The following is an 18,313-nucleotide window of genomic DNA, read 5'->3' as shown; positions in this document are numbered from 1 at the left end:
CGAATGTGCCGGCCTCTTCGCGAGCAGGCCCGCTCCCACAGTTCCATTCAACAAACGCCGCTAGAAAGTACTGCCAGCACCCAGTGCGGGTTGGCCATCGAACAACGCCCCGCGAATCCGCCCCTTGTGCAGCCCGCGATCGCCCCAGACCTTGTCCAGCGCCCAGGCGCGTTTCATGAACAGCTGCAAGTCGACTTCCCAGGTGTAACCCATGGCGCCATGGGCCTGGATGCTGTTCTTCGCGGCGAGTATGGCCGCTTCCGCCGTGGCCAGCTTGGCATGGGACACCAGCACGTCCTGCCCCGCTTGCCGCTCGGCAAGCGCATAAGCGGCGCGATACAGCGGGCCTTTGGCGAACTCGATCTGCACCGCGACGTTGGCCATCAAATGCTTGACGGCCTGGAACGAGCCGACCGGTTTGCCGAACTGTTTGCGCTCGAAGGTGTAGTCCACCGCCAGGTCGACCATGCGCTTGGCCAGCCCCAGCAATTGCGCGGCACTGGCGAGGGCGCCACGGTTGAAAGCGGCCGCCCACAAGCGCCGGCCTTGCTCGCCGCTGGCGACACAGGTGGCGGGCGTTGGCGTCCACTCGACCTGGAACAACTGCCGGCTCGGGTCGACCGACTCATTGCGGGTCAGGCGCACGGCATCGCGCTCCAGCGCATGCACTTCGTCGCCGTTGGCCAACAACAGCAGATCGGCAACGTGGGCGTCACTGACCAGCGGGTTACCGGGCTCGCTGACCGCCAGCCGCGCATTGCCCTCGGCGACCCGCGACAACCAGTATTGCTTGAGCGTTGCCTGTTGCTCATCGAGGGCAGCGAGCAGCGGCACCCCGACCAGCATGGTCTCCACCAACGGCTCAGGCAGACCGGCGTAACCGCATTCCTGGGCAATCAGCACGAAATCCAGCTCATTCATGCCCATGCCATCCTGTGCCTCGGGTACGGTCAACGCGGTCAGGCCCAGTTCTACCAGCTGGGCCCACAGGCGCTCACTGCGCCCGCTGTCGCTCTGCCACAGTTCGCGGATGCGTTCGGGGGTGACTTCATTGATCAGGAAGCTGCGGACGTTGTCCTGAAACAGCAGTTGGTCGCGGCTGAAACTAAAGTCCATGGTCTATTCCTCAGGCACGCGGCATGCCGAGCATGCGTTCGGCAATGATGTTGCGCTGGATCTCGTTGGTGCCGGCGTAGATCGGCCCGGCCTGGGCAAACAGGAAACCTTCCAGCCAATGACCGACGTCACCGGCGGCCGGGGCATCGGGCAGCAGCTCGCCGCGCAATCCGAGAATGCTCATGGCGGTGTCGTGCATGCGCTGGTCGAGTTCGGACCAGAAGATCTTGTTGGTCGACGATTCCGGGCCGATCTTGCCGCCCTGCACCAATTGCGAGGCGGTCATGTAGGTGCCCAGGGTGTAGGCCTCGGCATCGAGCCAGGCGCGCATCACCGCCTCACCGATGGCCGGGTCGCGGTCGGCCTGCTCGCGGTTGGCCTGGTACAACTGCACCAGACACCTGGCGGTTTCCTGGAAGCGCGCCGGTGAGCGCAGCAGCAAACCGCGCTCGAAACCGGCGGTGGACATCGCCACGTGCCAGCCCATGCCTTCGCCGCCGAGGGCGTTTTCCACCGGCACCTTGACGTCGTCGAAGAAGATCTCGGCGAAGCCCGGCAGGCCGTTGAGCTGCGCAATCGGGCGCACGGTGATGCCTGGCGTATTCAGCGGCAGCAGGATGAAGGTCAGTCCGTTATGGCGCTGGGACTGCGGGTCGGTACGGAAAATACCGAACGCCCAATCGGCCCACACCGCACGGGTCGACCAGGTTTTCTGGCCGTTGATCACGTAGTGGTCGCCAACCCGTTCCGCCTTGGAGCGGATCGCCGCCATGTCGGAGCCGGCACCCGGCTCGGACCAGGCCTGGGCCCAGATGTCTTCACCGGTGGCCATGCGCGGCAGAAAGCGTGCCTTCTGTTCTTCGCTGCCGTACTCCATCAGGGTCGGGCCGAGCAGGAAGATGCCATTCTGGTTGACCCGTGCCGGCGCCCCGGAACGGTAGTATTCCTCTTCGAAAATCAGCCACTCGATCAGGTCGCAGCCGCGCCCGCCGAGTTCGGTCGGCCAGGTGACCATGCCCCATCGGCCTTCGTTGAGTTTTGCTTCCCAGGCACGGTGTTGGGCAAAGCCCTGTTCGGTGTCGAACGATTGCAGCGGTTCACTCGGTACATTGGCCGCCAGCCAGGTTCGCGCCTCGACGCGAAAGGCCTGCTGGGCCGGGGTATAGGTCAGGTCCATGAATATGCCTTCAGCCGTTGAATCGGGCATCGCGTTTCTCGACGAACGAGTCGCGTGCTTCCTGAGAGTCCAGTGAGCGGTAGGCTTCGAGGGTGAAGCCCTGCTCCCAGCGGTATTTGTCTTCCAGATTGCCGTCTTCGATGCCCGTCAGCGCTTCCTTGGCCAGGCTGATCATGCCGGGGCTCTTGGCTGCGATGGTGCGGGCGATCTGCAATGCGGCTTCACGCAGGTCTTCGCGCTTGACCACGCGCTCGACCGCGCCCAGGCGGTAAGCCTCGGCGGCGTCGATGGCTTCGCCGGTGAAATACATGTGGCGGACCTTCTGCACCGGGAACAGCCGCTGCAAATGCGCGCCGCCGCCCATGGCCCCGCGATCCACTTCCGGCACGCCGAAGGTGGCGCACTCGGACGCGACAATGATGTCGGCCGCGCCGCAGATGCCGATGCCGCCGCCCAGCACGAAGCCGTGCACGGCGACGATCACCGGTTTCGGGTTGCGGTGGATCGCCTTGAAGCTGTCGTAGTTGCCCTTGTTCACCGCGACGATCAGGTTGCCGTCGGCGGCCAGTTCCTTGATATCGACCCCGGCACAGAAGCCGCGCCCTTCGGCACGGATCAGGATCACCCGCACGTCGCTGTGGCGGCCCAGGCCCTCGATCTCGCTGGCGATATCGGCCCAGCCCTGGCAATTGAAGGCGTTGACCGGTGGCCGGTTGAAGACCAGTTCGGCAATGCCGTTATCGATGCTGACGCTAAATGGTTTCATGCCTTTTTTCCTTCACGACACACGGCGGCACAGCTCGCCCAGACGCACTTCGGCGTCGCGGACGATCTGTTCAATCAATTGGGCGCAGCTGGGCAAGCTGTCGATGGATGCGGCGATCTGCCCGGCGGGCAGTACTCCGGCGGCCGGTTGCCCGTCGACCATGGCTTTCTGGATCACCATTGGCGCGTTGGCGGCCATGATGCTTTGCGCGGCGGTCAACTCTCCGGCGCCGCGCATCTTCAAGGCACTGCCGAGCAACTGAGTCAGGCTCATGCCAGTGTGGCGGCGGTAGGCCAGGCCACTGCGCAGCGCCAGCAACAGGCGCTTGAGGCCACCGCTGTTTTCCAGCTGGTTGAGCAACTCGTTGCGGATCATCCGTTGCGGCATGCCGTCGATGGCACGGCTGATGATGATCGCCGCCGGGTCCTTGACCGCGAGATAACGCGCCAGTGTTTCCTGCGGCACCGGGCTGTCGGCGCACATCAAAAAACGCGTGCCCATGGCGATGCCCTCGGCACCATAGGCCAGGGCCGAGACCAGGCCCTTGCCGTCCTTGAAACCGCCAGCCGCCACCACGGGCACCGACACGGCGTTGACCACCTGATCGAGCAGCATCAAGGTCGGCACGGAACCGGTGTGTCCACCACCCTCGCCGCCCTGCACGGTCACCGCATCGGCACCCATTTCCACGGCTTTCTGTGCATGCTTGAGCGCACCCACCGTGGGAATGCACACCACGCCGGCGTCCTTCAGGCGGCTGATCATTTGCTTGCCCGGCGAACGGCTGTAGCTCACCGCGCGGACCTTGTGGCGCAACACCAGCTCGACGATCTCGCCGGCGTTGGCCTGGTACATGTGGAAATTCACGCCGAACGGCTGATCGGTCAGGCGCCGGGTCTCGATAATCGCCGCTTCCATCTGCCGCGGTTCGATGGTCGCCCCGGCGAGAAAACCGAAGCCACCGGCATTGCCCGTGGCCGCCACCAGTTTCGGGTCGGCGACCCACCCCATGGCGGTCTGGATGATCGGATAACGGCAACCGAGCAGTTCGGTCAATCGGGTATTCAACGAGATCGCCATGCTCACGCCCCGCCCGCTTTGCGTTGCGAACTGGCCATGGCCTTGGCGTCGTAGCCACCGAGACGGTCACCAGACACCAGTTCGTTGTGGGCGTGGGCGAAGTGATGCAAGCCGAACACCATGTCCATGGTCGCGCGCTTGCCCATCAAGTCTTCGGCGTTGTTCACCGCCTGCTTGCTCAATTGCAGGCCCAGGCGCGGCATCTGCGCGATGCGCCCGGCGATGTCGAGGGTCTGTTGTTCCAGCTCGTCACGAGCAACCACCCGATTGAGCATGCCCATCTGATAGGCACGCGGCGCTGGCATGCGCTCGCCGAGGAAGAGGAATTCCTTGGCGATGCGCGGGTTCAATTCATGCACGTGGGCGAAATACTCGACCCCGGGAATGCCCATGCGCACCACCGGATCGGCGAAGTAGGCATCCTCGCTGGCGACGATCAGGTCGCAGACCCAGGCCAGCATCAGCCCACCGGCAATGCATGCGCCCTGGACCATGGCGATGGTCGGCTTGGGCATCTCGCGCCAGCGCCGGCACATGCCCAGATAGACTTCCTGCTCGCGGGCATAGAGAAACTCGCCGCCCGGTTTGTTCACATGGTCGTACCAGAGGCTGGCGCGGTCGAAGCTCTTGTCGACGTCGCGCCCCGGGGTGCCGATGTCATGCCCGGCGGAGAAATGCTTGCCGGCGCCACGCAGCACGATGACTTTCACTTCGTCGTCATCGCAGGCCCGGCGAAACGCCGCGTCCAGCGCATAAGTCATCTGCGAGTTCTGCGCGTTGTGGTACTCGGGGCGGTTCATGGTGACCAGGGCCACCGCGCCTTGCACCTCGTACAGCACCACGTCGGCCTGGTTGTTATCGTTATCTTCAGCCATCACTTGTCTCCGCAACGCGTTGCTCAGCGTTGGCCTGGCGGGTTGTCTTTGAGTTGCAGGGCGCGCAGGTTGTGCGGGTCCAGACGCTGGATCAGCTGCAATTGCTCGGCCGTCGGGGCCGCGGTGGTCGGGCAGTCATCCGGCACGTGCAGCTCGAAGCCGGTGTTGTCCTGGACCTGCGCCGCCGTCACGCCGGGGTGCAGCGAACGGATGCGCATCTGCCGCTGCGGGCCCTGGAAATCCAGGACGCAGAGGTCGGTGATGATCAGGCGGATGTCGATGTCGTCCAGCGACCAGCCACGCGCCAGGCGGGCCGGGTTGTAGCCGACCGAGGCGACCATATCGACCTCGCCTTCGACGAACACGCGCCGGTTGTGGCTCGGCACGCAAAACGAGTTGGCGTGGCTGATCGAGTTGCCGGGGAAGCCCCGCACACCGAGCATCTGCGCCTTGGGTTTGGCGTAGTCGCCGATGCAGGAAATGTTGGCTTGACCGTAACGGTCGATCTGGGTCGGACCGACCAGCGCATGGCGCTTGCCACCCCAGACGTTGTCGAAAATCCGCGAGAAGCCCATCCAGCTGTCGCGCTTGGGCTCGTAGCCGTTGCGTGCGCCAAGCGGCACCGGCTCGGCGACCATATAGGCTTCTGAGTCGGTCATCAGCAGTTGCGGGTTGCTGGTCAACATGGCCAGCGAGGCGGCCAGTCGCGGGATCACACCGATGCCGGTGGCCAACACTTCGCCGTCTTCGCGCCAGGCTTCAGAGGCCGCGCAGATCATCAGTTCGGCGAGGCTGTAAGTAGTAGTGCTCATCGGAAGGTTCCCTTAGAAAATCGGCAACGGCAGTTCACGGATGGCAGCCAGGCCGCCGACCTTGTCCAGGTACTGTTCGTGGGTGCAGTCGACGTAGTCGCGCACGTAACCTTCCCAGCCGTCGGCTGCCTGGACCGTGGCGTTGTAGGTCTTGAAGTGCGCGACGTCGAAACCGTACAGCGGCGCGCAGGATGACGGGTGCGCCCCGCCCGGCACGTGGGCCACGGCGGTGGTCAGGTTGCGTTCCCAGAACACTTGATGGGCGTGGGCGCTGTCCTGATGGAAGTAATCGCTGTCGACCAGCTCATCGCAGGTCACGTAGCTGTGGGTCGCGGCGCGCACGAACAGGTCGTCCATGTAGTGATCGGGGCCGCTGATCTGGCACACGCCGCGTTTGTCGGCACGGTCGACATGTACCAGCGCCGCGTCGAGCTTGAGCGCCGGCATGGCGACCCAATCCTTGCCATCGGCATAGGGCGAGGCGATCAACTTGATCTGGCGGTTGTGGCGCAGCACATCGGTGCCCAGGCCCACGGCGGTCGGAATAAATGGCACATTCATCGCCGCCGCCCGCAGGCCGAGCAACAGCATGCCTTCGTCGATCTCCATCACTTCCAGCGCCGCTTCCTGGCGCGCCTTGCGGAAGTACGGCTCGAGCGGAATGAAATCCAGGGAGACAAAGGCGAACACCAGTTTCCTGATCTTGCCGGCGGCGCAGAGCATGCCGACATCGGCACCGCCGTAGGCGACCACGGTCAGGTCCTTGAGGTCCGAGCGCAGAATCTCGCGCACCAGCGCCATCGGCTTGCGCCGCGGGCCCCAGCCACCGATGCCGATGGTCATGCCGTCACGCAGTTGGCCGACGATCTCGGCAGTGGTCATTTGCTTGTCCATCGTCTTGTTCCTCATTGGCGACCGACACTGAAGTCGTGGCCCCAGTGGCTGACCACGGTGCTTTCGAACGGCGTGTGGCGATCCCAGTCGACCACCAGGCCGTCGCAGCCGTACTCCAGGTCAAACCCGGACGGGGTCTTGATGTAGAAAGAAATCATCTGGTCGTTGGTGTGCTGCCCGAGGGTGGCCGACAGCTTCACGCCATTGGCGTGGACGCGGTCCAGGGCGCGGCCGACTTCGTCCAGCGCATTGACCTCGACCATCATGTGCACGCAACCGTGGGGCATCGGGCACTCGAAAATCGCCAGCGAGTGGTGGCGGCCGTTGTTGCAGTGCAGGAAGTGAATGCGTTTTTGCGGCTCGGCCGGGTCCGGGGTGAAGCGGACTTTCATCAGGTCCGACAGGCCAAAACCCATCACCTGCTCATAGAAATCGCGGCAGCGTTCGAAGGCCGACGCTGGCAGTACCACATGGCCCATGCCGAGGTCGTTGGTGACAAAACCTTTGACGCCCACCGGCGAGATGAATCGGGCGAAGTCCTGCAACGGGCCCCAGAAGATTTCGTGGCGATTGCCGTCCGGGTCGCAGAAGTGCACCAACTCCTGGACCTTGCGCAACCCGGCCTCGGCCGCGGTACCACGGGTCACTTGCACGTCGGCTTGCTGTAGTTCGCTGACCGCCTGTTCCAGCGCCGCTTTGCCGGCCACTTCCCAGCCGCAGGCACCGAAGCCGTTCCCGACACTTTTTTGCACCAGGATGCGGTAGTGGCGCTCGTCCATTTTCAGGTACAGGTGCTCGTCGTCATCGCTGCCGATGACCATCATGCCCAGCACCTGGCTTGCGTAGTGGCGCCATTGCGCCAGGTCGCTGGATAACAGGGTGACGTAACCCAGACCGCGGATATCCATGGATGCACTCCTCGTTTTTCTCAGGCGGTGCCGCCCTTCGGCGACTGCCGGGGGAGACTTTATGTAGGGCCTATTCAAACGGGTTCGGCGAGGGGCAACATCGTCCAATGGGACTAGCGGATTTGATGGCTGGGGGCATCAAAAATAACTTGTGGGAGCGAGCCTGCTCGCGAAGGACGACCAGACACCACGGGGCATCAGACAGCCCGCGTCATCGTTGACGACCATCGCGAGCAAGCTCGCTCCTACAGGGGTGGTGTTACGGGCAAAAAAACGGGCCAGAAAGGCCCGTTTGAGAAAGATATGAAACCTACCTTCTTTTACATTTTTCAAGTTCGTTTTGGTTTTTCAACGTCGTTTTTATACCTAGCCGGTACTTGCAGTACTGGATGACCAACTGCCGCTCCGTATCACTTAGCTCACTCAATTTTTTGTCATCTGATTCGTACGCAAAAATGTTTTCAAACTTCATCTGAACTGTCGGACTTTTCTTGATGAAAAATACTTTTTCCGGGTATGCGTCTTCCATCTTTTCGTAAAAGCCGATGTAGAAAAAAGCTAAGAGTGCGATCGGGAAAATGATAAGCAGCGGTTTCATAATGAAGATAGTTGCAATAATTTGGTTTTGGTTCGAAGGTCTTTTGATTGAAACCTATGCCTTGACGTTCGCGGTCCAGCCGAGGAATAAGGCGCATTCACTTACACCATCCTCCTCGATAACGACACGCGCCAACAACGTTGATGGGCGTCGATTTCCTTGTTGAGGACGGCAGAATAAACGGCTCATAGACCACTCAGTCAAGGCGCAGAAGTCCCTGTAGGAATAGTCGCTATCTCTGATTTTTTTGATCTTGATTATGGGTTATTCCGAATTCCAACAGTTGCGTTTGATCCGTCTACTCTGGTGACGGGACCTTGCCGCAGAACCTGTGGGAGCAGGCTTGCTCGCGAAGGCGGTGGGTCAGGCAACATACCTGCCTGTTGAATGTGCCGACCTCTTCGCGAGCAAGCCCGCTCCCACAGAGGTCAGTGGTGTTGCGCTTTTATGCAGGCGGTTCGATTTGATCGAGCACGCGGTTCGCTGTGATCTCTGCCAGCATGACGCTGTTGGAGATACCCAGCAGGGCATTGCGGTCACCGCCCTCCAGATGATCCACCAGTTGATGCACCATCACATCCACCGAGGCCAGGGTCTCGACCAGATAGACCACCAGGGTTTCGGTTGTGGCCTCAGGGTCGACACTAAACAGCGTGCTGATTGTTCGAGGAGTGGATTTGATGTCGGCTGTCGAGGGGAAGTGGTAAGCGAGGGCTCGCTCGGCGGCCTCGTTGAGTTTTTTGGAATCGGGTTCGTGCGGGGATGCCAGGGGAGTGTCCGGCGGGTTTGGCGTTACCTTGAACATTTACGACTCTCCAATAATGTGGAGCCGTCACCGACTTGCGACTAAACGAGAGGTGGCAGCTGTACGCAGGTTAGTCGACCGGGGAGAATCGAAACCGGCGCGCCCAAAGGCGCCCTGCGCACAGCTACCATAAAGTGCAGGTATGAAATGACCTGACTGTCTGGATGCAGATGCGCTTCGATTGACCACGGGCGACTAAACCCGATCACTGATGGGCAGTGACGCGGATCAAGTTACCGAGGGGGTCGAAAGCGCACAAGCCGGCGGATTCTGGCGTACCTGTAGGCAACGACGCAAGGCGTTGTAGCTTTCATCAAGTAACACTGACAGCCGTTAAACAGACTCGATTTAAAGACCAAATCGGTGCGCAATAACCTGTAGGAGCGAGCCTGCTCGCGATGGTCGTCAACGATAACGCTGAAAGCCTGACACCCCGCGGCGTTCTCCGGTTTATCGCGAGCAGGCTCGCTCCTACAAGGGGTATGCGGGGCATAAAAAAACGGGCCTTGGGGACCCGTTGGAAAGGTGGCCTGACATCCATGCCAGACCTGAAATGCGTTCAACTGTAGGAGCGAGCCTGCTCGCGATGGTCGCCAACGATAACGCTGCAAGCCTGGCACCCCGCGGCGTTCTCCGGTTTATCGCGAGCAGGCTCGCTCCTACAAGGGGTATGCGGGGCATAAAAAAACGGGCCTTGGGGACCCGTTGGAAAGGTGGCCTGACATCCATGCCAGACCTGAAATGCGTTCAACTGTAGGAGCGAGTCTGCTCGCGATGGTCGCCAACGATAACGCTGTAAGCCTGGCACCCCGCGGCGTTCTCCGGTTTACCGCGAGCAGGCTCGCTCCTACAAGGGGTATGCGGTATTCACGCGTTTAGCGTCAACTTTCACGCCTTGCGGAAGTGCGGAATCACTTTCTCGCCAATGTTCTTCAGGGTCTCCAGCTGCGCCCACTGCGGCACGGTGCCCATCTGGCAGATGAACAGGATTTCGTCGGCGCCGGCATCGATCAGGCGTTGCACGTAGCCGATGCAATCCTCGACGGTGCCGTAGGCGTGGTTGGGGTTCATCATCGCCATGGTCGGGTCGGAGAAGTCGACGCTGACTTCTTCCGAGGCGAAGCGCGACTTGATCACGCTCTGGCCGTTGCCATCGACGAAGGTGTCGTCCTTCCACTTCTCCGGGTCCGGGCGCTCGCCACCGCCGTACCAGTAACCCAGGGACTCCATGAAGTAGCGCTGGCCACGGATGCCGATGCGGCGCGCTTGTTCGTTGTCCTCCAGCACGATGGCCGGGCACAGGGCGGCGATGTGACGGTTGGGACGGAAGCCCACTTGCTTCTTCTCATCGCGGTTGTCGTAGGCCGTGTGATACACCTCGACCTTCTTGGCGATTTCTTCCGGGCCACCGAAGCCCAGCACCAGCGCGCCCATGCCGCGACCGCCGGCATTTTTCAGCGATTCGGTGTTGGTGCACGCCAGGTACATCGGCGGGTGCGGATCCTGATACGGCTTTGGATGGATCGGGCGCTTGGGGATCTGCACGAAGTCGCCGTTGTGCTCGATCTCGTCCTGCACGAACATTTTCGGGATCAGGTACATCATCTCGTCGATCTGCGGCTGCAGGGTCGCCAGGTCGTAGCCGAAGGTACCGGCTTCCTGCTGGGTGCCGCCCTTGCCCACGCCAAAGTGCACACGGCCCTTGGACAGCAGGTCGAGGGTGGCGATGCGCTCGGCGACTTTCACCGGATGGTTCATCGCCGGCGGCAGGCAGACCACGCCGTGGCCGATGCCGATACGCTCGGTTTTACCAGCCACGAAGGCCAGCATGGTTTCCGGCGCGGACATGTGCGAGTAGTTGCTCAGCGCGGTGTGCTCCACGCACCAGAACGTGTCGAAGCCAAGCTTGTCGGCCAGCACCGCCTGCTCAACGGTGTCCTGGAAAATCTTGCGGTCGCCTTCGCGGCTAGAGTCCACCGTCTGGGCTTCGTAAATCAGGGAAAATTTCATGGTTGATCCTTGTGCTTATTTGGATGCGCAGTCGGCGCCAGAAACCTGTGCCTTGCGCCCATGCTCGGGTATTGGCAGGGCGCTCGAATCACGCAAACGGACTAGCTGATTCAGCAGAAACCATCAGAGGAAAAAGTCGTTGCTGTCCTGCCCCATGCTCACGCCGCCGAGGTTCCACGCATACTTGGCCGGACTGTTGGCAACGTGGGCGCGACCTGTGTGAATGTCGCGGAAGGCGCGGTTGATCGGGTGGCTGCGGAAGATCGTCGAAGCACCGCTGTTGAACATCAGGTCGCCAACGGCCTTGGCGCACTTGTCGGCCACCAGCGCCGAGTCGTAACGCATCTTCACCCGCTCGGGCATGCTCAACGGCTCACCCTTCTGCGCACGCTCCAGCATCAGGGCGAAGTTGCGATGCAGCACGGTCTTGCATTCGTCGACGCAGACCATGGCGTTGGCCAGCGCCGATTGCGCGGCCGGGTCCTGAACCATTTTGCGACCGTCGTTGACCCCGACCCGGGCGCGGTTGTGCTCGACAAACTGATCCACCGCACCTTGCAGGGCACCGATCGCGGACGACGAAACCGCACGCACGAAAATCTGCCCGAATGGCAGGCGGAACAACGGCGCGGTGTTCACCGCGTTGCCCGGACTGTTCTGCATGAAACCGTCGAATGCGCGATGGGTGCGGTACTCGGGAACGAAGGCGTTTTCCACCAGGATGTCGTGGGACCCTGTGGCCTCCAGGCCCATGACGTTCCAGTTGTCGAGAATCTGGTAGTCGCTGCGCGGCACCAGGAACGTCCGGTAATCCGGCGCCCCGCCCGCCTCTGCCGGCGGCACCAGCGCACCGAGGAACACCCAGTCGCAATGCTTGCTGCCGGAAGAAAAGCCCCAGCGCCCGCTCAACTTGAAGCCACCTTCAACCCGCTCGACCTTGCCCACCGGCATGTAGGAAGACGAGATCAGCACGCTGGAATCGCTACCCCAGACATCCTGCGCCGCGCGGTCGTCGAACAGCGCCAACTGCCAGTTGTGGATCGCCACCACTCCCAGCACCCAGGCCGACGACATGCAGCCTTCGGCAAGGGTCATCTGTACGTCGAAGAAGTCCTTGGGCTCCAGTTCGTAGCCTTCCCAACGGGACGGCTGCAGGATGCGAAAGAACCCGGCGTCCTGGAAGTCCTTCAGGGTTTCTTCAGGCAACTGGCCGGCTTGCGCGGCATTCAGGGCGCGCTCACGCAGGATCGGCACCAGCTCGCGGGCACGTTGGCTCAGACGCTGGCGAATCAGGTCTTGGTTGAGCATTTTTATTGTTCTCCTTTGTTCACCCCATCCGCCGGGGCGCGCGTGCAACGGGGCGGGTGTAGCGCCCCTACACTGGCATTCAAGCAATGCATGAACGGGCGGGCATCCCTCAAACGGACCATATGGTTTGCGGAACAGGTATCGGGGGGCATCTGAAAGGGGGGGTGTTGGATGACAGATCGTCTTCGCGAGCAGGCTCGCTCCCACATTGGGTCTCCGGTTTTTACTCGAGACTTGCGGTCACTGAAGATCACTGTGGGAGCGAGCCTGCTCGCGAAAAACGCCGGGACACCGCGGGGATTCAGACAGCCCGCGTCATCGTTAACGTCCATCGCGGGCAAGCCCGCTCCCACAGAAGAGCAAAAACAGAGCAAAGGCAGAGCAAAGACAGGACGGCGTACACCCACGCTCCTCACCACTCAACAGGCCGAGCGTTAGCTCGCCTGCCGCTCTTGATCTTGATCCACCCGCCCCCTCGGCAGGCTGAGTGGAGGTGTTCATCCGGGGAATGGCGCGCAGCGCCGTTCGACGCAGTCGAACTCATTGCATGTAGGTCGCGCGCAGCCGACCGGAGGGCAATGTCCCCGGATGGACACCGGAGCGAAGGAACCCCGAGCCCTGGCGAGGGGCCGTACGTTCGGGGCGAGCGTTTTTTTTGCTTACTTTTTTTGAGGCGTTTGTCAAAAAAAGTGAGTCGCCGTAAGGGCGAAACCGCCAGCCGCCATCACCCAAAAAACGGATATACACAACACAACAACAGCCTGGTCGGCCCAGAAGCCGCCAAGGCCTAGTCCCCTCGGACGATGTTCAAGACCAGAGCCAGAGCAAGAATCCATCGCACTCAATCCCCAACAAAAAGGCCCAGTGCGATGAACGACGCCAACCTCAAAGCCGACATGCTCCAGGCCATGCGCCGCCTGGCCAAGTCCGTCACCATTATCAGCACCAGCAACGGCTCCGAACGCTTCGCCATGGCCGCCACCGCGGTCGACTCACTGAGCACCGAGCCACCGTCGCTGCTCATCTGCGTCAACAAGACCGCCTCGCCCCACGCCGCACTGGCGACCGGCGCGGACTTCTGCGTCAACATCCTCGGCGTCGAGCAACAAGACCTCGCACACCTGTGCAGCGGCGCAATCAAGGGCGAAGCACGTTTCGACCGTGGCAACTGGCTGACCAGCCCCGGCGGCATTCCCTACCTGGGTGACGCGCAGTCGGCGATCCTCTGCCGTCAGGACGGCCACTTCAGCTACGGCACCCACACCGTATTCATCGGGCGCATCCTGCAGATCCACACCAGCGACACCATCACCCCGCTGGTCTACCTCGACGGCAGCTACACCACCACTGCCAAGCCAACCCCCTCCTTCGCTGTCGCCGGCTGAGGCCTGGGCATGGACGGCATGAACGGGTTGACGGCGTTGCGAGTGAACAGCGCCGACCAGTTGCCATGGGATGACCGCTGCGACTTGCTGGTGGTCGGTTTCGGCGGTGCCGGCGCCTGTGCCGCCATCGAGGCGGCCAGTCGAGGCCTCTCGGTGCTGGCCCTGGACCGTTTCGAAGGCGGCGGTGCCACCGCACTCAGCGGCGGCGTTGTCTATGCCGGAGGTGGCACGCCGTATCAGCGCCAGGCCGGCTATGAAGACACCAGCGAAGCCATGTTCAACTACCTGCGTCAGGAAGTGGGCGAGGCCGTCAGTGGTGAAACCCTGAAGGACTTCTGCGAAGGCAGCCGCGAGCAACTGGCCTGGCTGGAGCGTCAGGGCGCAGCTTTCGAGGCCAGCGTGCCGCCGCATAAAACCTCTTACCCGAGTGACCAGTACTACCTCTATTACTCTGGCAACGAAGCCGTGCCGGCCTACGCCGCCAGCGCCAAGCCGGCGCCCCGTGGTCACCGCACCAAAGGTCCGGGCATGTCCGGGGCCAGCCTGTTCGCCCCGCTCAAGGCCAGCGCCTTGCGTGACGGCGCCCGTCTGCGCAGCCAGTGCGAAGTGCGGCGGCTGGTGCTCGACCGCGACGACAAGGTCATCGGTGTCGAAGCCTGGCAGTTGCCCTCCGGCAGCCGCGCGGCCCGGCAACATGCGCGCCTGTCACGCTGGGCCGCGGCCATTCATATGTACGCTCCGACGTTGGCCGACCGCTTGCGCGCCCGCCAGCGTCGCATCGAACAGGCCAGCGCCATTCGCCAATTGATTCGCGCCGATCAGGCGGTGCTGCTGAGCAGCGGTGGTTTTATCTTCAATCGCGATCTGGTGCGCCAACACGCGCCGCAATACCTGGCCGGTTTGCCGCTGGGTGCGACCGGGTGCAATGGCAGCGGCATCGCCCTGGGTCAGAGCGCCGGTGGCAGCGTGGCGCGGATGGACAAGGTCAGCGCCTGGCGTTTCATCAACCCGCCACTGGCCTGGGCCCGTGGGCTGATCGTCAATGCCCGTGGACAGCGCTACGCCAATGAAGAAATTTACGGCGCGACCCTTGGCCACGCCATGGTCGAGGAACAGGACGGCCGGGCCATTCTGATTCTCAATCGGGCGCTGGTTCGAGAAGCACTCCGTCAGGTCGGCCCGGGCAAGGTGTGGAATTTCCAGCGCCTGCCGGTGTTGCTCAACCTGCTGTTCAACGCCAAACGCAGTAACAGCCTGGCCGGGCTGGCCAAACGCTGCAACCTGCCGCCGGAGCTGCTGCGCCAGAGCGTCGAACGTTATAGCCGCGCGGCGCGGGGCGAGCTGGCGGACGAGTTCGGCAAGTCCGCGGCGATGCTCGCCAACCTCGACCAGGGTCCGTGGTACGCCCTCGACCTGTCCTTCACCAGCCGCCTGTTCCCCTGCCCGGTCATCACCCTGGGCGGGCTGAAGGTCTGCGAGGCCAGCGGGCGGGTGCTGGACCACGCCGGTCAGCCGATCCAGGGCCTGTACAGCGCGGGCCGCAACGCGATCGGTGTCGCCTCCAACCTGTATGTCTCCGGCCTGTCCCTGGCCGATTGCATCTATTCCGGTCGCCGGGCTGCCGCCCATGTGGCCGACCAATTCGCACTTCAAACCGCACGATCAGGAGAACAACAATGCAACGTGTAGAAGGCAAAGTCTGCATCATCACCGGCGCCGCCAGCGGCATCGGTCGCGAAGACGCCCTGCTGCTGGCCCGCGAAGGCGCCAAAGTGGTACTGACCGACCTCAACGAAGAAGCCGGTCGCCAGGTCGCCGCGGAAATCGGCGCCAATGCGCTGTTCATCCGCCACGACATCGCCAGCGAAAGCGACTGGCAACACGTGGTCAAGACCACTGTCGAGCACTTCGGCCGTCTCGACGTACTGGTCAACAACGCCGCGATCCTGGCCTTGGGCAGCATCGAGGACACCACGCTGGAACTGTGGCAGAAGGTGCAGAAGATCAACGGCGACGGCTACTTCCTCGGCTGCAAATACGCGATCCAGGCCATGAAGGAAACCGGTGGCGGCTCGATCATCAACATGTCGTCGGTCGCGGCCTTGGGCGCGATGCCGATGTTCTGCGCCTACTCGGCGTCCAAGGGCGCAGTGGCGGCGATGACCCGTTCCATTGCCCTGCACTGCAAGCAACAGGGCTACCGCATCCGTTGCAACAGCGTGCACCCGGACGGCGTGAACACGCCGATGACCCAGGCCCTGGCCGGTGGTCAGGCGATCCCGCAGGAAGCGCTGGACCAGGACCCGATGAACCGCATGGCCGCGCCACGGGACATTGCCAACGTGGTGCTGTTCCTCGCCACCGACGAGTCGCGTTTCGTCAACGGTGCCGAGATCCGCGTCGACAACGCGCAATTGATCAGCGGGCTCTGAGGTCGAGGTGAACATGGGCACGCAACAACAGAACCTGAAACCGGCCGAATCAACGACGGGAAGCGTCTCATTGCAAGTGTGCGCGGTGATCGACGAGACCGCCGACGCGCGCTCGCTGGTGCTGGACGTACCGCCAACCCTGCGTGAGCGCTTTCGCTACAAACCGGGCCAGTTCCTGAGTTTTCGCGTGCCCTTGGCCGGCAAACTGTTGACCCGCTGCTATTCCATGGCCAGCTCGCCCCTCGCGGATGCGTTGCCCAAGGTCACGGTGAAACGGGTCGACGGCGGCCGGGTGTCGAACTGGATGAACGAAGTGCAGGTCGGCGACTGGCTGGAAGTACTGCCACCGGCCGGGCTGTTCTGCCTGGACCCGCAGGCGGACACCGAAAAGCCCCTGGTCCTGTTCGGTGGCGGTTCGGGCATCACCCCGGTGTTTTCCATTCTCAAATCGGTGCTGCACAGCAGCCGGCGACCGATCAAGTTGATCTACGCCAACCGCGATGAAGCGTCGGTGATTTTCAAGGACGAGCTGTGCCGGTTGATCAAGGCGCATCCTGATCAACTGCACGTGGTGCACGTCCTCGATTCGGTGCAGGGTTTTCTGACCGACCATCAGGTCCGTCATCTGCTGCGCGGATCGGCCGGCGGCGACTACTTCATCTGCGGACCTGGGCCGTTCATGGACACCGTGGAGCGCACCCTGCTGGCATTGGGCGAGGCCGCCGACCGCATCCATGTCGAACGCTTCGTTTCACCACCGGACCCGGATGACCTGCTGGCCGAAGAAGCCGTGGCTCGCGAGGCAGCGATGGGGTCGCAGTGCAAAGCGCTGATCGTCGAACTCGACGGCCAGCAACACGAAATTGCCTGCCAACCCGGCGATACCCTGCTGCAAAGCTGCAAGGCGGCGGGCCTGGACGTGCCGTCGTCCTGTGAAGAAGGTTTTTGCGGGGCGTGCATGTGCGTGGTCAAGGAAGGTGAAGTCCAGCTGGCGCGCAACGATGTGCTGACGCCCAAGGAGCTGTCCGAAGGCTGGACCCTGGCTTGCCAGAGCCGCCCGACCGGGGCGAAGGTACGCCTGAAATTCCCGGATTGAGCCCCGCCCCTCCTGTAGGAGCGAGCTTGCTCGCGATGGTCGTCAACGATAACGCGGGGTATCTGAATGCCCGCGTTGTCAGGGCGTTTTTCGCGAGCAAGCTCGCTCCTACAGTAAACGGAATTCCCCATTTCAGGCGCTCTGTCGCCATAGTCTCAACGGACGATCATCTTGGCCCGGTCTGCGGTTAGACTCGGCCACAGCATTAGCCCACAACAATAAAGAGGTGCAGTTATGGCTCGTTTGCAGAATAAGGTCGCGGTGGTCACCGGCGGCGCTTCGGGGATCGGCCTGGCCTGCGTGCGCCGTTTCGCGGCCGAAGGCGCGCAAGTGGTCGGGCTGGACATCGGCAGCGCACCGGCAGACTTTCCCGGCCTGTTCATGAACCTCGACGTGCGCGACGAAGCGCAGGTGCAGCAGGTCATGCAAGAAGTCATCAGCCGCTTCGGGCGCATCGATGTACTGGTCAACGCCGCCGGCGTCGCCGACCAGGGCAGCGTGACCCAGACCACCACCGCCAACTGGCAACGGGTGATGGACATCAACCTGACGGGCAGCATGCTCACCAGCAAGTACGCGCTGGAGTCGATGGTGTCGCAACGCGGCGGCTCGATCATCAACGTCGGTTCGATCTTCGGCCTGCAAGGCTGCGACGGTAACGTGGCCTACAACGTGTCCAAGGGCGGCATCAACCAGCTGACCCGCTCGATGGCCATCGACTACGGCTACGCCAACATCCGCGTCAACGGCCTGTGCCCGGGCCTGATCGAAACGCCGATGACCAGCATGGTCCGTGACAATGACGCGTTCCACGCGTTTTTCGCCTCGCAGCACATGCTCAGCCGCTCCGGGCAACCGGAAGAAGTGGCCAACGTCGCGCTGTTCCTGGCGTCCGACGAAGCTTCCTTCGTCAGCGGCCAGATGATTGCCGTGGACGGTGGCTTCTCCGCCGGTCGCCGTTTCGCCCCGCCCGCCCAGTAATTCGCAATCCGGCCGGGCGCCCTGCCCGGCCTACTCCCTTTTCCGTACTTGTCTTCTAACCGGGGAGGCC

Annotated in this window: 17 protein-coding genes; 5 read left to right on the top strand and 12 right to left on the bottom strand. The window is 62.6% G+C overall.

Translation table 11 applies throughout. The features are described from left to right. Positions 1 to 60: 60 nt before the first annotated feature. From ACLD1X_RS26655 to ACLD1X_RS26600, 12 genes are all read right to left on the bottom strand, one after another. Positions 61 to 1,116 carry an acyl-CoA dehydrogenase family protein gene (locus tag ACLD1X_RS26655; RefSeq protein WP_429372890.1) on the bottom strand — a complete coding sequence of 352 codons (1,056 nt, stop codon included), beginning with the start codon at positions 1,114 to 1,116 and terminating at the stop codon, positions 61 to 63. 10 nt (positions 1,117 to 1,126) lie between these two features. Continuing rightward, complete coding sequence (locus ACLD1X_RS26650) at positions 1,127 to 2,293, bottom strand: acyl-CoA dehydrogenase (RefSeq protein ID WP_429372917.1); 1,167 nt, start codon at positions 2,291 to 2,293, stop codon at positions 1,127 to 1,129. A gap of 10 nt (positions 2,294 to 2,303) precedes the next feature. Continuing rightward, on the bottom strand, positions 2,304 to 3,059 hold the full coding sequence (locus ACLD1X_RS26645; protein WP_429372888.1) for an enoyl-CoA hydratase family protein: 756 nt from the start codon (positions 3,057 to 3,059) through the stop codon (positions 2,304 to 2,306). Positions 3,060 to 3,071: 12 nt separating this feature from the next. Next, the gene (locus ACLD1X_RS26640) at positions 3,072 to 4,139 is read right to left on the bottom strand and encodes an NAD(P)H-dependent flavin oxidoreductase (protein ID WP_429372886.1); all 1,068 of its coding nucleotides are present in this window, start codon (positions 4,137 to 4,139) and stop codon (positions 3,072 to 3,074) included. 2 nt (positions 4,140 to 4,141) lie between these two features. Further along, positions 4,142 to 5,014 carry an enoyl-CoA hydratase gene (locus ACLD1X_RS26635; protein ID WP_429372884.1) on the bottom strand — a complete coding sequence of 291 codons (873 nt, stop codon included), beginning with the start codon at positions 5,012 to 5,014 and terminating at the stop codon, positions 4,142 to 4,144. A 23-nt stretch (positions 5,015 to 5,037) separates the two neighbouring features. Next, the gene (locus ACLD1X_RS26630; RefSeq protein WP_429372882.1) at positions 5,038 to 5,826 is read right to left on the bottom strand and encodes a CoA-transferase subunit beta; all 789 of its coding nucleotides are present in this window, start codon (positions 5,824 to 5,826) and stop codon (positions 5,038 to 5,040) included. A 12-nt stretch (positions 5,827 to 5,838) separates the two neighbouring features. After that, positions 5,839 to 6,720 carry a CoA transferase subunit A gene (locus tag ACLD1X_RS26625; RefSeq protein WP_429372880.1) on the bottom strand — a complete coding sequence of 294 codons (882 nt, stop codon included), beginning with the start codon at positions 6,718 to 6,720 and terminating at the stop codon, positions 5,839 to 5,841. Between the two features lie 11 nt (positions 6,721 to 6,731). Then, on the bottom strand, positions 6,732 to 7,628 hold the full coding sequence (locus ACLD1X_RS26620; protein WP_429372878.1) for a VOC family protein: 897 nt from the start codon (positions 7,626 to 7,628) through the stop codon (positions 6,732 to 6,734). 461 nt (positions 7,629 to 8,089) lie between these two features. Continuing rightward, positions 8,090 to 8,323: a hypothetical protein gene (locus ACLD1X_RS26615; RefSeq protein WP_429372876.1), complete on the bottom strand. Its 234-nt coding sequence runs from the start codon at positions 8,321 to 8,323 to the stop codon at positions 8,090 to 8,092. A 348-nt stretch (positions 8,324 to 8,671) separates the two neighbouring features. Continuing rightward, entirely contained in the window at positions 8,672 to 9,031 is a 360-nt protein-coding gene (locus ACLD1X_RS26610; RefSeq protein ID WP_429372874.1) for a DUF6124 family protein, read from the bottom strand. Positions 9,032 to 9,919: 888 nt separating this feature from the next. Further along, positions 9,920 to 11,041, bottom strand: coding sequence for an LLM class flavin-dependent oxidoreductase (locus ACLD1X_RS26605; protein WP_429372872.1), 1,122 nt, complete (start codon positions 11,039 to 11,041; stop codon positions 9,920 to 9,922). Positions 11,042 to 11,164: 123 nt separating this feature from the next. Continuing rightward, positions 11,165 to 12,349, bottom strand: a complete 1,185-nt coding sequence (locus tag ACLD1X_RS26600; RefSeq protein ID WP_429372870.1) for a flavin-dependent monooxygenase — start codon at positions 12,347 to 12,349, stop codon at positions 11,165 to 11,167. Positions 12,350 to 13,218: 869 nt separating this feature from the next. Here ACLD1X_RS26600 and ACLD1X_RS26595 point away from each other — a divergent pair. From ACLD1X_RS26595 to ACLD1X_RS26575, 5 genes are all read left to right on the top strand, one after another. After that, positions 13,219 to 13,734 (top strand): flavin reductase family protein, encoded by a 516-nt coding sequence (locus ACLD1X_RS26595; protein ID WP_429372868.1) that lies wholly within the window; start codon positions 13,219 to 13,221, stop codon positions 13,732 to 13,734. A gap of 9 nt (positions 13,735 to 13,743) precedes the next feature. Next, positions 13,744 to 15,423 (top strand): FAD-binding protein, encoded by a 1,680-nt coding sequence (locus tag ACLD1X_RS26590; RefSeq protein ID WP_429372866.1) that lies wholly within the window; start codon positions 13,744 to 13,746, stop codon positions 15,421 to 15,423. Next, on the top strand, positions 15,411 to 16,166 hold the full coding sequence (locus ACLD1X_RS26585) for a glucose 1-dehydrogenase (RefSeq protein ID WP_110963911.1): 756 nt from the start codon (positions 15,411 to 15,413) through the stop codon (positions 16,164 to 16,166). Before ACLD1X_RS26590 ends, ACLD1X_RS26585 begins: the two co-directional genes overlap by 13 nt. Positions 16,167 to 16,179: 13 nt before the next feature. Beyond that, positions 16,180 to 17,262 (top strand): 2Fe-2S iron-sulfur cluster-binding protein, encoded by a 1,083-nt coding sequence (locus ACLD1X_RS26580; protein ID WP_429372864.1) that lies wholly within the window; start codon positions 16,180 to 16,182, stop codon positions 17,260 to 17,262. Positions 17,263 to 17,496: 234 nt separating this feature from the next. Further along, the gene (locus ACLD1X_RS26575; protein ID WP_429372862.1) at positions 17,497 to 18,243 is read left to right on the top strand and encodes an SDR family NAD(P)-dependent oxidoreductase; all 747 of its coding nucleotides are present in this window, start codon (positions 17,497 to 17,499) and stop codon (positions 18,241 to 18,243) included. Positions 18,244 to 18,313: the final 70 nt, after the last annotated feature.

Origin of the sequence: Pseudomonas sp. 18173 (assembly GCF_050432945.1) — a bacterium.
Classification (GTDB): Bacteria; Pseudomonadota; Gammaproteobacteria; order Pseudomonadales; family Pseudomonadaceae; genus Aquipseudomonas.
The sequence above is the reverse complement of the archived record's forward strand: the minus strand, read 5'-3'. Positions and strand labels throughout refer to the sequence as shown.